Origin of the sequence: Janthinobacterium sp. YR213 (genome assembly GCF_900099875.1) — a bacterium.
Classification (GTDB): Bacteria; Pseudomonadota; Gammaproteobacteria; order Burkholderiales; family Burkholderiaceae_D; genus Janthinobacterium; species Janthinobacterium lividum.
This window is the reverse complement of record NZ_FNDA01000009.1, coordinates 1-14,131: the sequence shown is the minus strand read 5'-3', so window position 1 is coordinate 14,131 and position 14,131 is coordinate 1. Positions and strand designations below refer to the sequence as shown.

12 protein-coding genes are annotated in these 14,131 nt (G+C 62.8%); 7 read left to right on the top strand and 5 right to left on the bottom strand.

Annotated elements, in window-relative coordinates:
- Nucleotides 1-66 precede the first annotated feature (66 nt).
- Genes BLT98_RS27545 through tssA form a run of 7 tightly spaced genes read left to right on the top strand, consistent with a single transcriptional unit; the run spans nucleotide 67 to nucleotide 9,469 of the window.
- Complete coding sequence (locus BLT98_RS27545; protein ID WP_244517755.1) at nucleotides 67-912, top strand: M15 family metallopeptidase; 846 nt, start codon at nucleotides 67-69, stop codon at nucleotides 910-912.
- A 15-nt stretch (nucleotides 913-927) separates the two neighbouring features.
- Nucleotides 928-1,197: a PAAR domain-containing protein gene (locus BLT98_RS27540; protein ID WP_034788054.1), complete on the top strand. Its 270-nt coding sequence runs from the start codon at nucleotides 928-930 to the stop codon at nucleotides 1,195-1,197.
- Between the two features lie 31 nt (nucleotides 1,198-1,228).
- Entirely contained in the window at nucleotides 1,229-2,677 is a 1,449-nt protein-coding gene (locus tag BLT98_RS27535) for a hypothetical protein (RefSeq protein ID WP_092613417.1), read from the top strand.
- 46 nt (nucleotides 2,678-2,723) lie between these two features.
- A complete protein-coding gene (gene tssM, locus BLT98_RS27530; RefSeq protein WP_092613652.1) occupies nucleotides 2,724-6,629 on the top strand; it encodes a type VI secretion system membrane subunit TssM in 3,906 nt (1,301 codons plus the stop codon).
- On the top strand, nucleotides 6,626-7,606 hold the full coding sequence (gene tagF, locus BLT98_RS27525) for a type VI secretion system-associated protein TagF (protein WP_070256530.1): 981 nt from the start codon (nucleotides 6,626-6,628) through the stop codon (nucleotides 7,604-7,606). The genes tssM and tagF overlap by 4 nt, the downstream gene beginning before the upstream one ends.
- 2 nt (nucleotides 7,607-7,608) lie before the next feature.
- Nucleotides 7,609-8,403, top strand: coding sequence for an OmpA family protein (locus BLT98_RS27520; RefSeq protein WP_092613415.1), 795 nt, complete (start codon nucleotides 7,609-7,611; stop codon nucleotides 8,401-8,403).
- 19 nt (nucleotides 8,404-8,422) lie between these two features.
- Nucleotides 8,423-9,469, top strand: a complete 1,047-nt coding sequence (gene tssA, locus BLT98_RS27515; protein ID WP_092613413.1) for a type VI secretion system protein TssA — start codon at nucleotides 8,423-8,425, stop codon at nucleotides 9,467-9,469.
- A 65-nt stretch (nucleotides 9,470-9,534) separates the two neighbouring features.
- On the opposite strand, the gene BLT98_RS27510 is transcribed toward tssA, so the two are convergent.
- The 5 genes from BLT98_RS27510 to BLT98_RS27490 all read right to left on the bottom strand — a co-directional run.
- Nucleotides 9,535-11,685, bottom strand: coding sequence for a phospholipase effector Tle1 domain-containing protein (locus tag BLT98_RS27510; RefSeq protein ID WP_092613411.1), 2,151 nt, complete (start codon nucleotides 11,683-11,685; stop codon nucleotides 9,535-9,537).
- Nucleotides 11,686-11,720: 35 nt separating this feature from the next.
- Nucleotides 11,721-12,221 carry a DUF3304 domain-containing protein gene (locus tag BLT98_RS27505; RefSeq protein WP_092613409.1) on the bottom strand — a complete coding sequence of 167 codons (501 nt, stop codon included), beginning with the start codon at nucleotides 12,219-12,221 and terminating at the stop codon, nucleotides 11,721-11,723.
- A gap of 71 nt (nucleotides 12,222-12,292) precedes the next feature.
- Nucleotides 12,293-12,712, bottom strand: coding sequence for a hypothetical protein (locus BLT98_RS27500; RefSeq protein ID WP_139179392.1), 420 nt, complete (start codon nucleotides 12,710-12,712; stop codon nucleotides 12,293-12,295).
- Between the two features lie 31 nt (nucleotides 12,713-12,743).
- Nucleotides 12,744-13,667: a DUF4123 domain-containing protein gene (locus tag BLT98_RS27495; protein WP_092613405.1), complete on the bottom strand. Its 924-nt coding sequence runs from the start codon at nucleotides 13,665-13,667 to the stop codon at nucleotides 12,744-12,746.
- On the bottom strand, nucleotides 13,664-14,131 hold a 468-nt coding region (locus tag BLT98_RS27490), incomplete at its 5' end, for a DUF2345 domain-containing protein (RefSeq protein ID WP_139179391.1). The genes BLT98_RS27490 and BLT98_RS27495, both read right to left, overlap by 4 nt.

Here is a 14,131-nt window from a genome sequence, read left to right as displayed (position 1 = left end):
GCGCAAACGCTGGCACAGCGGCATTCAACTGCCCATGCCTGGCGCCTTTTTTGGAACGGGGTGGGCGTGTTTCTATTGGCGGTGGCACTCTATTTTTTACTCGCATGCCTGATCAGCTGGCTCGTGCTGTTTCCATCCGGCCGCGAACTGGTGATGCGGGCGCTGGCGACGGCCGAACGGGGCATCGGGGCGCGGCTCGAGCGGCTGGCCCGGCGCAGGAACGCCGGACTGGACACGCTGCGCCGTGGCGGCGCCAGCACCTTGCTCGGCAGCGCGGCGTTCGTGCGCCGCCATTACCTGCTGTTTCTGGGCGGTGCGGCGGTGATGTGCCTGCCACCGGTGATCGCCTTGCTGGCAGGCAGCAAGAACGTGCTGGGCGGCTACGAGGTCTCGACGCGCGAAATGAATACGCAAGTGTCGGCCCTGCTGCAAGGGGAACAGCTGGTGCCGCCAGTGGATCTGCCGCCGCTGGTGTTCGCCACCGAGGAAGTGCAGCAAGTGCGGCCGATGCTGGTATCGGCCAGCCGCAACTGGACGCTGCTCAATGCCGAATACGCGCAAAGGCTGCTGCTGGTGTTCAAGATCATGAAGGACAAACATGGCTACGACATGGCCATCCTGGAAGGTTACCGCAGTCCGGAACGGCAAAACATGCTGGCCGGCATGGGCAGCAATGTCACCAATGCGGCCGCGTTCCAGAGCTGGCATCAGTATGGTCTGGCCGCCGATTGCGCCTTTTTGCGCGACGGCAAGCTGGTGATATCAGAGAAAGATCCATGGGCCATGCGCGGCTATCAGCTGTATGGCGAAGTGGCTGAATCGGTCGGCATGACATGGGGCGGCCGCTGGAAAATGATGGACTTCGGCCACACCGAACTGCGCGTGCCTGGTGTAATGAAAAAACAACGATGACTGGAAGGAGCACACATGGCTGGTCCCGTAATCAGATTGGGCGACAAGACATCGCATGGCGGCAGCGTGCTGGAGGCCTCGGCGGTGACGGACAGCGGCGGCATCGGCATCGCGCGCGTAGGCGACAAGGTGTCGTGCCCGCGGCCAGGCCATGGCATCTGTCCCATCGTCAGCGGCGACGCCAGCTGGATCGTCGATGGCAAGCCGGTGGCCCGCCAGGGCGACAAGACCAGTTGTGGCGCGGTGCTGATCGCCAGCCAGCAAGCCACCACGGATCAGCTATGACCTCCGGTCGCCACTGCAAGGGAGCGCACTGATGCGCCCGTGGCTGCGGCGCAGCCTGCTGATACTGGCCGTGTTCGCCTTATGCTGGGGCGGCGCGATCTGGTACTGGCGCACCAGCACGCGCATGCCATCGACGGGCGACCTGGCCGGCAGCATGCTGGCATTGCCGCTGGCGCTGCTCATCAGCTGGTGGCTGGGCAAGAAACTGGTAACGAGGCTGGCCGCGCCGGCTGCGGTGCCGGCGCTGTTTGACGCCGCCGACGGCGACGCCGGCGCGCCCGGCAATGACCCTGCGCCGCGCGCGCCGCTGCACCTGGCCGCCGCCGCACTGCGCATGCCGGGCGGCGCCTCGGCGCCGGAACTGGCGGCCGCGCTGCTGGACAAGCAGCAGCGTCCCGAACTCGATCCGGAACTGACCGACGCGCAAGGCTACCCGGTGATGAGCGCCCGTGTGGCGGACCTCGATGAACATGGCCAGAAAGCCCTGCTGGACGACTGGCTGCAGACCCGTCCGGCCGATACGGCGCCGGGCGCAGCACCGCATTTCGATGCCGAACACTTGCGCGCACTGGCGCTGGGCGCCGAGGTATTGACCGAACTGATGCAGGAAGCGGCGATGCACGCACAGCTCGACGACTACCAGGCGGCACAACCGGGATCGCGCGCCGCGCTGCCGTTGCCGACCCTGCAACTGCATCTGCTGTTGCCGCCCGATTGGAACAAGCCGCAGCGCGACACGGGCGCCGCCTGGCTGCATGGGCAGGCGCAACAGCAAGGCTGGCCTGCCGACAAGCTCAGCGTGCACCTGGCCAGCGACAGCGGGCCGCTGGCGCTGATCGAACAGCTGGCCGCGCAGGCGGCCTTGCAGGAGCTGCCGTGCCTGGCCATCGTGCTGGCCTGCGGTTCGCATATCGGCGAGCTGACCGTGCATGACTGGACCTCGCGCGGCCTGCTGTTCAATGCCGGCCAGCCCAGCGGGCAGATTCCCGGCGAAGGCGCGGCAGGCCTGCTGCTGGCCGATGCGGCCCAGGCGGCGGCGCTGCAGGCGGACACGCCGGTACTGCTGCACCATGCCAGCATGGCCGTGCGCGGCCAGTCGGCGGATGGCCGCGGCCATGGCGATGCCACCTTGCTGGCCGAGCTGGGCGGCAAGGCGATGTCGGCGGCGTCTGTCGCCCCGGACGCGATCACGCGGCTCTACGCCGATGCCGACCAGCGCTCCAGCCGCATGATCGAACTGATGAACAATGCCGGCACGCTGCTGCCCGATATCGATCTCAGCAACGACGTGCTGAGCGTGGCGGCGGCCTGCGGCCAGAGTGGCCATGTAGCCACCCTGGCGGCGCTGGTGCTGGCGCGGCACGAGGCGGCCGAGAATGCCAGCCAGGTGCTATGCCTGAGCAACCTCGACGCCTTCCACCGGGCCGCAGTGGTGGTGGGCCCGGAAGCCCTTGCCCCTGAATCCCTCGCCGCGACATGACCCCTTCCTCCACCATGCCTATCAACCTCTCGCCCCTCATACTATGATGCAACGATTCTGGCATTCCATTACTACCCGTTTCAGCCTGTTCGCCATCGGCTTCGTGGCGCTGGCCGCGCTGCTGGTCAGTTGCGCCGTCATCTTTGAATGGCCGCTGGTATGGATCGTGCCGCCGCTGGCGCTGGTCCTGCTGGTCGCCAGCGCGGTATGGTGGCTGCAGCGCAGGCGCCGCCAGCGCGACGCCGCCAGCTTCGGCGGCATGCTGGAACAGCAGACGGCCGGCGCGCTACCCAAGGCGGGGCCCACGCAGCGCGAGGAAACCGAAGCCATCCGCAAACGCATGCTCGAAGCGATCGGCACCATCAAGACGTCCAAACTGGGCCAGCTGTCGGGCGACGCCGCCCTGTACGAGCTGCCCTGGTATATGGTCATCGGCAATCCGGCGGCCGGCAAGAGCACGGCGATCGCCAATTCCGGCCTGCAGTTTCCTTTTGCCGACAGCAAGATCGTGCAAGGCATCGGCGGCACCCGCAATTGCGACTGGTTCTTCACCACCGACGGCATCCTGCTCGACACGGCTGGCCGTTATTCCGTCAACGACGAAGACCGTGCCGAATGGTTCGGCTTCCTGGCGCTGCTGAAAAAACACCGCAAGCGCGCGCCGATCAACGGCATCATCATCGCCGTCAGCATTGCCGAACTGACCGGCAGCCGGCCCGAATTCGCCATCAACCTGGCCAAGAACCTGCGCCAGCGGGTGCAGGAGCTGACGGAAAAACTGGAAGTGCACGCGCCCGTCTACGTGGTGTTCACCAAGGCCGACCTGATTACCGGTTTCAACGAATTTTTCCAGGACACGGAACGGGGCGAACGCGACCGGGTATGGGGCGCCACCCTGCCCTACAGCCAGACCAGTTCCAGGCAGGACGTGCTGGAGCAGTTCGACCAGCGTTTCGACGAACTGTATGACGGCTTGAAAGAGCTGAGCCTGGCCAGCATGGCGCTGCAGCAGCAGGAACGCATGCCGCCGGGCGTGTTTACCTTCCCGCTCGAGTTCAGCACGATCAAGGGGTCGCTGCGCGCCTTCATCGCCACCCTGTTCGAGGAAAACCCGTTCCAGTTCAAACCCGTCATGCGCGGCTTCTATTTCACCAGCGCGCTGCAGGAAGGCATGTCGGTATCGGCCTCGTCGGAACGCGTGGCGCAGCGCTTCGATTTGAAATTGCAGCCGCAGCAGCAGAACGCGGTGCAGGATCAGCACGGCTATTTCCTGCTCAATCTGTTCCGCAAGGTGATCTTCGCCGACAAGGAACTGGTCGCCCAGTACGCCAGTCCGGCCAAGACCCGCGTGCGCTACGCCACTTTCTTTGCCGCCACCGCGCTGGTGGGCCTGGCGCTGGCCGGCTGGAGCTGGTCTTACATGGCCAACCGCCAGCTCGTGGCCAACGTGCAGGCGGACCTGGACCAGGCGATCAAGGTGCAGGACAAGCGGCTCGACCTGCAATCGCGTTTCGAAGCGCTGGAAATCATGCAGGACCGGATCGAGCAGCTCGATTCCTACCGCAACAGCCGGCCTGTCTCGCTGGGCCTGGGCCTGTACCAGGGGGACCTGCTGGAACGCAAACTGCGCGAAGAGTATTTTTCGGGCGTGCGTGAAGTGATGCTGGCGCCGGTGTCGCAATCGCTGGAAGCCTTCCTGGCCGAGGTCAATGCCGGCGCCAGCCGCTTGCAGCCGATGGCCAGCACGCCGCAGTCGGGCGCGGTGTCGGCCAGCGCGGCCGCCACCCTGCCCGCGCCGGCCGGCACCCTGGCGGCACCGGTAGCCGCCACGCCGACGGCGGCCCTGGCCAGCGCCCCGGCCGCCGCGCCGCCAGCCACGGCCGCCGCCGTCAACCTCGGCGCGCAGCAGTTCAAGGATGCCTCGCCGGCCAATGTGGAAGACGCCTATAACGCCCTGAAAACCTATCTGATGCTGAGCGACAAGTCGCGCGCCGAAGCGAGCCACTTGAATGACCAGCTGACCCGCTTCTGGAGAGTCTGGCTCGACAGCAACCGCGGCAGCATGCCGCGCGAACAGATGATACGCAGCGCCGAACGCATGATTTCGTTTTACCTCACCCAGATCAACGACCCGTCCTGGCCGCAGATCGACAGCAAGCTGGCGCTGGTCGACCAGTCTCGCGACAGCCTGCGCCGCGTGGTGCGGGGCATGCCGGCGCGCGAACGCGTGTACGCCGACGTCAAGGCACGCGCCGCCACGCGCTTCGCCTCGATGACGGTGGCGCGCATCGTCGGCGAGCAGGACAAGGAACTGGTGCTGGGCAGCTACGCCATTCCCGGCACCTTCACGCGCGACGCATGGGAACAATTCATCCAGCAAGCGTTCCAGGAGGCGGCCAACCGCGAACTGCAAAGCGCCGACTGGGTGCTGAAAACGGCGTCGAAGGACGACCTGACGCTGGAAGGCAGCCCGGAGCAGATCCAGAAAGCGCTGGTCGAACTGTACAAGACGGACTACGCCAAGGAATGGCAGAAATTCATCCAGGGCGTCAGCATCCGCGAGTTGAACGGCTTCGACAATGCGGCGGCGGCCATGAACCGGCTCGGCGATCCGCAAACCTCGCCGATCAACAAGCTGATCGAAACCGTGTACAAGGAAACCTCGTGGGACAACCCGTCACTGCTGGGCCAGGGCTTGCAGCGCGCCCAGCGCGGCGTGATGGGCTGGTTCAAGGAAACCATCCTGCGCCAGAAACCCTCCGGCATCAACGTCAACATCGGCAGCGGCGCGCCCGCCGCCGGCGCCTTGCCGATGGGGCCGGTGGGCCGCGAATTCTCCGGCGTGGCCCGCCTGGTGGTTACCAAGGACAAGGACGCTTCGCTGATGCGCGGCTACATGGAAGCGCTATCGAAGCTGCGCGCCCGCTTCAACCAGATCAAGAACCAAGGCGATACGGGTCCCGGCGCCAAGCAGTTCATGCAGCAGACGCTGGACGGCACCGGCTCGGAACTGGCCGATGCGCTCAAATACGTGGATGAACAGATGCTGACCGGCATGACCGATGCGCAAAAGCAGGCGATCCGGCCGCTGCTGGTGCGTCCGCTGATGCAGACGTTCGCCGTCATCATCAAGCCGACCGAAACGGAAATCAACAAGGTCTGGCTGGCGCAGGTGCTCGAACCGTTCCAGAAAACCCTGGCGCCCAAGTATCCGTTCGCGCCCGCCTCGGGTAGCGAGGCCAGCAATGCCGACATCGGCCAGGTATTCGGACCGGAAGGCAGCATCGCCAAGTTCTTCAATACCACCATCGGCCCGCTGGTGGTGCGCCGCGGCGATTCACTCAGCGCCAAGACCTGGGCCAACATGGGCATCGGCCTGGCGCCGTCGGTGGTGGCCAGCTTCCCCGGCTGGATCGCTCCGCTCAGCGCCAACGGCGTGGCCACGGCGGCCGGCGCCGGCGAAGCGCAAACCCGTTTCGACCTGCAGGCGCTGGCTGCCACCGGCGCCACCGAGTACACGATCGAGATCGATGGCCAGGCGCTGCGCTGGCGCGGCCAGCCGCAGCCGTGGATCCATATGGTCTGGCCGAATCCGCAAGGCACGCCAGGCGCGCGCATCAGCGCCATCACGCCGGAGGGCCGCACGGTCGTGTTGCTCAACGAACCCGGCCATTTCGGCTTGAAGAAAATGATCGATTCGGCCAAGCGCAAGCGCAAGGATGGCGGCGTATTCGAATTGAGCTGGGAAAACAGCGGCGTGAGCGTGGCGGCCAACCTGAAAATCGTCGCCACGCCGGCGCCGCCCGCGGCACCGGCCACCGCCTCGGGCGCCGCAGGCTTCCGCGGCCTGAAGCTGCCGGAAGTCGTGGCCCAGAGCGTACCGGCCGTGAATGCGCCTGGCGCCGCCCCCACCGCCACCGGCAATGCGGCCAGCGCCGCCGTCGCGCCATGAGCCGCACCACCGCCACCCCGATCGGCTATTTCGGCAAGCTGCCCAGCCGCGGCGACTTCGTCAAGGCCAGCGACAACCCGGCCCTGCTGAAGATCCTCGACGACTGGCTGGCGCAGGCGATGGACCTGCTCAGCGCCGACGCGCGCTGGAAGCTGACCTACGATGCGTTGCCGCCCATGCATTTCGCCTTCATCGGCCCGCGCCGGGGACGCGCCATAGCCGGCCATATCGCCGCCAGCAGCGATGCGTCGTCGCGCCGTTTTCCCTTCCTGATGATGAGCACCATGGAAGTGGACCAGCCGGCCGCGTTTGTCGCCAACAGTCCGCTGGTGCTGTCGCGCCTGTGGAACCGTTGCGAGGCGCTCAGCAACGACATGCGCGGCCCCGATGCGGGCAACGCGCTGCACGCGGCCAGCCATGCCAGCATCGACCTCGACCTGCGTGCCGCCGCCTATGAAGCTACCTTCAACGATTTCCTCGACATGCAGACCGTGGGCGAACTCGACGCGCTGCTGGCGCCCACCGGGTTCACGGGCACGGTGCGGCAGGTGCTGCTGGCACTGGGCCTGCTGCTGCAGCCGGTGATGGCCAGCAGTTCCAGCCGGCTGGAGAAAAGTCTCGAATTGCCGCTGCCGGCCGACCCGCTGTACCGCAACATGGTGGCGGCGTTCTGGATGCACCTGATCACGCCGTTCCTGGCGCGTGCCGACTTCGAGCTGGCGCTGTTCATCACGCGGCTGCGCGGCCGGCAGACGCTGGTGCTGGGATTTTCCGGCGCGTCGGCGCAGACCCTGCATGTACTGATGAACCCGCAGGCGGCACTGGAACACCATATCGCGTTCGACGACCTGGACTGGGTCGAGGAACACGTCGGCAACGACTACGCGATCAAGAAAGTGTCTACCTATCTGGCGCAAGCCAACCTCTCGCTCAAATCGGCGCACGATTCCCTGCGCGCCGCCTTTATCGGAACCTGACCATGCGCGTATCCCGGATCGTTCTCTTCCTCGGCATGGCGCTGACCGCCATGTCCGCTTCAGCGCAAGCGCCCATCTCGGTACCCACGGCCACCACGCCGCAGCCAGGCCAGGTGCTGGCCGCTGGCACCGTGCCTGACGAAGCGAGCAAGGCTGCCGTCCTGGCGCGCCTGCGCGAACTGTACGGCGCCGACAAGGTGGTCGACCAGATCGCCGTCGGCCAGGTGGTGCTGCCTGCCAACTGGAACGCCTATGTACAAAAGCTGCTGTCCCCCAACCTCAAGCAGATCAGCCGCGGCCAGCTGAAAATCGACGGCAGCGTCGTCAGCGTGCGCGGGGAAGTGGCCAACGAGGCGCAGCGGCAAAAAATCGCCAGCGATATCGCCACCAGCCTCAATCCCACCTACAGCGTCAACAATGGCCTGCGCGTGTCGGCCAGCGAGCAAGGCGTGCTCGACACCACCCTGGCCAACCGCACCATCGAGTTTGAAAGCGGCAAAGCCACCTTGACGCCATCGGGCCGCGCCATCCTCGATGAAATGGCGGCGGCCATGCAAAAGCTGGCCGGCCGCAAGGTCGAAATCATCGGCCATACCGATAACCAGGGCTTGCGCGCCAGTAACCAGAGCCTGAGCCAGGCGCGGGCCGAGGCCGTCAAATTCTACCTGGCATCGAAAGGCATCCACGGCGACCTGCTGACGGCCTCGGGCCAGGGCTCCGACCGGCCGATCGCCAGCAATGACACGGTGGACGGGCGCGCCCGCAACCGGCGCATTGAATTTCGCATGGCGCAATAATCATCCATCAGGGGACCACATGTTTTCAGCCGAACAATTATTACTTCCAATTAGCAATGAACAACCGGCAGGCGTGGACCTGGCGTTTTCGCCCGAACTCGACGCCATTACCCTGGCGCGCAAGTTCGACGATCCCACGCTCGACCAGGGCGAATGGGTCGCCGACCTGAAGGAAGCCGACTGGGACTTCGTCGTGCGCAGCTGCGCCGGCCTGCTTGCCGGCAGCAGCAAGGATCTGCGCCTGGCCGTCTGGCTGACGGAAGCGGGCACCAAGCGCCACCACCTGCGCGGCATGGCCGAGGGCTTGCTGGTATTGGCCGGGCTGTGCGAAAAATTCTGGGACCGGGGCCTGTTCCCGGAAGCCGAGGATGGCGACCAGGAGCAGCGCATCGGCAACCTCAGCTGGATACTCTCGCGCATTCCTGCGCTGCTGCGCGAGGTGCCCGTCACGGGCGGCCCTGGCGGCGCCTTTTCCACCATCGATTTCGAGACGGCGCGGCGCCAGGCCGCCCCGGGTGATTCCGCCAGACATCATGAGGGCGTCAAGTTGTCCGACATGGAAGCGGCGCGGCGCAACAACTCGGCCGCCTTCTGCGCCAGCTTCGCCGTCGACGCGCAAGATTGCCTGGAAGCGCTGCGCAAGCTTGAAAGAGTCATCGACGCCCGGCTGGGCAACGACAGCCCGGCCTTCTCCACGGCGCGCGAAGCCGTCGAAGCGATGCTGCGCGTGATGCCCGCCAGTGCCGGCGCGGCGCCAGCAGTGCCCGCCGCAGCGGCGGGCGGCACGGCCGTTGCAGAAAGCACCATGGCGCCGGCCCTGCCAGCGATCCCGGCCGGCCCGCCCGGCGCCATCGCCACCCGCGCGCAGGCGATCGAGCAACTGCGCGCCGTGGCGCAATTCTTCCGCCGCAGCGAGCCGCACAGCCCCGTCTCCTATTTTGCCGACAAGGCCGCCAATGCGGCCGACCAGGATTTGCACAGCTGGCTGCGCACGGTAGTCAAGGATCCCCATTCGCTCGCGCATATCGAAGAACTGCTGGGCGTGCAACCGCCCGGCAATGGCTAAGCGGATGCCCTCTCCCCCTTGGCGGCGCATCTGCCGTCGCCGAGGGTGTTGTACCTGGCGCGGTCTTATTTCGCTTTTTCCCGTTCTTCCTCGCGCCAGCGCTTTTCCAGCTGCGCCTTCCACTCGGCCTCTGCCTTCGCATATTTCAAGATGACCTTTTTTTCGGCCTGATAATAAAGCCGCGCTTCCTGGCTGGCTTGCTGCATGGCGTTTTTCGCGGTCTTGACTGCGCGGTCCAATTTCTTTTCCGCCTCCACCCCAGCATCATGCACTTCGTGACCGGCGCGGGTGGCGCCATCGACGATCATCCGGCTCGTTTCCCTGTACGTTGCCACCGCCTGCCGCTCCAGCCGTTTTTCGGCCTCGGCCACCGCCTTCGCGGTCGCGGCAACCTTTCTGCGCGCTGCCCGGTAAGTGCTGACCGTATAGCCATACAACTTCTGGAAGTAGGTCACGGCCGCGTCGCCTGCTGCCTTGACGGCCTTCAAAGATTCATTGGCAATATTCGACATGTTCGAATAATCATCGCTTTGCACGAAAACGTTGCGGAAGCGGCCATAGCCGCCGGTCAGCCATACCGGTTCGTGCTTGCCCAGGATGCGAAAGCCGGCGCGCGAATCGTGCACATAATCTTCAAACAGCGTGACGCAGCCGGCCGGCGGCTGCGCGCCTTCCGTCATGATTTTCAAAAACCGCTCTTCCCAGTCGCTTAACGGGTCTTTGCCGTCTTCGACAAACAGCATGCCAGCCGGGCTGACGCGATTCAAGACCGTCTTGGCACGTTCATTGAGCCACCCCGCCACGGTTGCGTTGGCCTTCTTTCGTTCGCGCCAGGAGCGCAAATATATCCCCAGATCGGTGTCGGCCTCCAGCAAGTCTTTCTGGCCCGGCTTATCCGACTCCTTGAAAAAACGCTTGCTCTTCAATTGCGTTTTTCCCTGCGCGTGCAACATGCCGCGCCAGCGCAGATATTGTTTTGTATGCGCCTCGGTAAAGGTCTTCACGTCCGCGCCCTTGATGCCGTTATGGGTCAGCCAGTTGTTATAGGAGGCGATCAGTCTTGGGTCGGTGGAAAAAGACTTTCGAACGGCAACCCGCTGTTTCTCGTTCATTTCATTGATCGTCAATAACGGCACTCCCGCTTTGAGGGCGGCGAAATGCATGTCGATCAACGGTATCTGCGACAAGTGAGGTGAGGGCCCCCAGGCCGGCATGGATCTGCCCTGCTCTCCCGGGTAATAACCGCCGCCCACATCGGAATGCATGCCGGGATATCCTACATTACCCCGTCCAGTTGCCGATTCCAACGGGAAACTCGCGCGCTGTTCATGCAAAGCAATAAAGTGGGCACATTCTTCGACAACTGGATGGATGCTCTGCGTTCCATCTCCCCACGCCATATGGCCAAAGGTGACTGGCGTCACATCACCCACACCTACTGCCGCAACGGTATCAAAAATTCCCAGGAAACCTATCCGAATGGGTACGCCGGCAAGCTCAAATGCGCCATTTTCCCGTTCAAATATCTGATGCAGCCAATGTGCACTGGCACGCGCTTCGGCCGCGCCACGGGAAAAACCGAAAATGGAAACATTAATTTGCTTTACCTTGCGCTGATGGGTTTTCACGACCTTTGCAAGACGCTCTTCCAGAGCAGTCAACATCGTCCAGCGCCGCACGCCCTCTTTACCCAGCAGCATCTGAGAACTCATCAAGTTAACCAGCACCCGCTGTGCGTCGGATTCAATTAAGTTGGATCCGGTCAAGTATGAATGCACTGCATTGAACAGCGAAGTAATACCCCAATTTATTCTATCGGCGCCCATAAAGCCAAATCCACCGCCAGCATTATCGGTAAGGGTTGAAATAGTGTCACCAATAGCAGCAAACGGAGTTCCTACACCTGGCATGTAGACACTAAAATATCCATTTCTCTCTTGCTCAAGATGCGCATCCCACAACTTGGCAACGTTGCTGTGCTTGTTACGTTGCCGTTGTGTAAGATTTTTCGGATTGACAACCGGATCAACCTGCCTCCACGCAGCATTATTTCCGCTGCCATCATAAAACAGCCCGATATAAACTTGCCCTTGGCATTCAGTTTTATGAGGTGATCTAACACATGCCATGGCTTTGGCACGTTGTGACGATTCTTTTGCCGTGAGCCTGCGACGCCCATCCAAGGGTGCTTTACGTCCAGTATAAATAATAGACATTTATATAAGCTCCATGAACAATTTTGAAGTTGGAATTACTCCCATATAATCTCCAATGGCACGCCTGGCTCAAGCTCTGCCTCCTTGCCCGAGAGTGGATACTTTCTATGTCCCAATGCATATTTAGTCACAAATACCTTGTAATTTCCATTATGCAGAAAATGTACTATAAATCTTCCAGCGTCGCTCGAGACATACTTAGGCACGGGAACCGTTTTTTCCACACTAATTTCTTTTCCATTTTTTATGGTGCTCATGCGGATTGTTGCCGTCATCCCTGGTTTCCATACGGCCGGAATTGAAAGGCAACAAGTATATCCACCGCCACCAGCACCCGCATCGAGATAACCCACTTCCACTTCCGACCCTGTCGACAAGGTCACTAAATAACCCCCGATCCCGTGTTCGGTATGATTGTATCCACTTACATTGACTGGCAACATCATCTTTTCCTTGCCACATGCCGCATTTGAAAATGCCATAAAAATACATAAAAATACATTGAGTAAATTTTTCGGCAATAATTTTTTTATCATGTGATCTCCTGAAATTCGCCGGCCAAATAAATCTTGTGATTCAAATTACATGAAATCAATTTCAAAAAATATTATCCCTTTGGCCCATACGACTCCCACAACGGTGGCCCCGCTTCCCAAACGGTTTTCGGCAAGGCTTGCAGCGCGTCGTAAAAAGCATCGAGCGATGCGGGTGGGTTTTTCATGAATGCAATAAACAAGGGCTGTTCCATGGCCTTGCCGGAGGTATATAGCGCCAGCAAGACGTACTGCGTTTGCCGGTCGAGGTCATCGATCCCGGCATCGAGCGCCCGCTGCTGGTATTTCGCGACAAAGGCGTTCAGCACGCGCGGCGGCGTGTCATTCGTTTCATCGGTGATCACGCGCCGCAAATGGCTGACCAGATTGGCAGTGTCGGCCGGTTTCAGCTTGCCATGCGTCACCGCGCTTGACGCCTGCGGCGCGGCTTTTACCGTTGTCTGCGCCGCGGCGTTACCGCTGGCAAATGCCAAGGCCAAACTCAGGCACAGCGCCGGCAGCCGGTCAAGCTTCAACTTGTACGCCCCATAAAGGTGGGCCGGCTTCCCATACATCGTCGGACAAGGCTTGCATGGCTTCATAAAAACTTTCGATAGAGGTGGGTGGGTCTTGCATGAGGGCGACGAAATCGGGATGTTCAATGCCGGCGCCGGACGTATACAGGGCCAGCAACAGGTATTGCGTCTGGCGGTCCAGGTCGTCGATGCCGGCGGCCAGCGCGCGCTGCTGGTAGCGGGCGACGAATTCGTACAGCAGCCGGGGCGGGGTATCGCTGGTTTCGTCCGTGATCACCCGCCGCAAATGGCTGATCAGCGTATCGGCGTCGCCGGCATCGACCAGCATGCCGTATTGCGCATCGTCCAGGTGGATGAGCGGCGAGTCCATGAGCGCAGCGTCCGGTGCAGCACCGGCAGTGTCGACCTCCAGCAGGACGGCAACGTCGCCAAAACGGTTGATATACTGCAAGCTCAACAGTCCAGCCACGAACTGCTCACGCTGCAGCGGCTCCAGGCAGGCCAGCCAAACGGGCAGAATGCGCGTGTCATACCAGCGCAGCATCATCTGCTGCTCGTCGCTCAGGCCGACGGCGTGAAACTGGCGCAAATGCCGCGCCAGTTCGGGCAAGGGCCATGGACTTTCCATCCAGCTCAGGCAAGGCGCGCCATAACCGAGCTTTTCGGCCCAGTCGCAGACTTTTTCCAGCATGGCCGGCGCAAGGCCGGACAACCGTATCAGCAGGGGCGCGATCTCGGGCAGGCTCGCTTCGTGGGTTTCCTCGAACAGCGACGCATATGGCACTTTCCAGCGCTGCAGCGCCAGGTGGCTGTTTTCGGCTTGCGCGCTGTCGAGCAGCAGATAAGGCAGGCGTTGCCGCTCAAGACTGGCCCGGACCCAGTGGTGCAATGCCGAAACGCTGCCGGGCGTCACCGCAGCACTCCCGCCGCGCCCTGTTGCATGGCGCTCAAAATGCAGCTTTTGCACGTGCTCGATGGCAATGGCGGCATCACATATGGTGCGCGGGTGGGCCCGATGAAGCTTTTCTTGCCGGCAAACACGGTGATCTTGCCAGGACACTGGATGGTGATGTTCCCGCCCTCGATGGTGATGTTGGCCCCGTCCGCCGTCGACAGGCGGATGCTTTTGGCTGCCGCCCAGTCGACATGCGCGTTGGCGCTGATGACGCTGACCTCGTCGCGCGCCTGGAGCCGCAAGGTATCGCCTTGCGCCTGCGCGTCGATGATGCCCTGGGCGGCGATCAGCTGCATCCCGGCATCCCCCTCCCCGGCCTTGACTGCACCGCCCAACATGCCGATGGCCTGGCCCGTGTGCAGGCGCCACTGGCCGCCGCTGCTCCATTGCGTGTCCTGCCCGCTCATCAGGACGACGCTCTC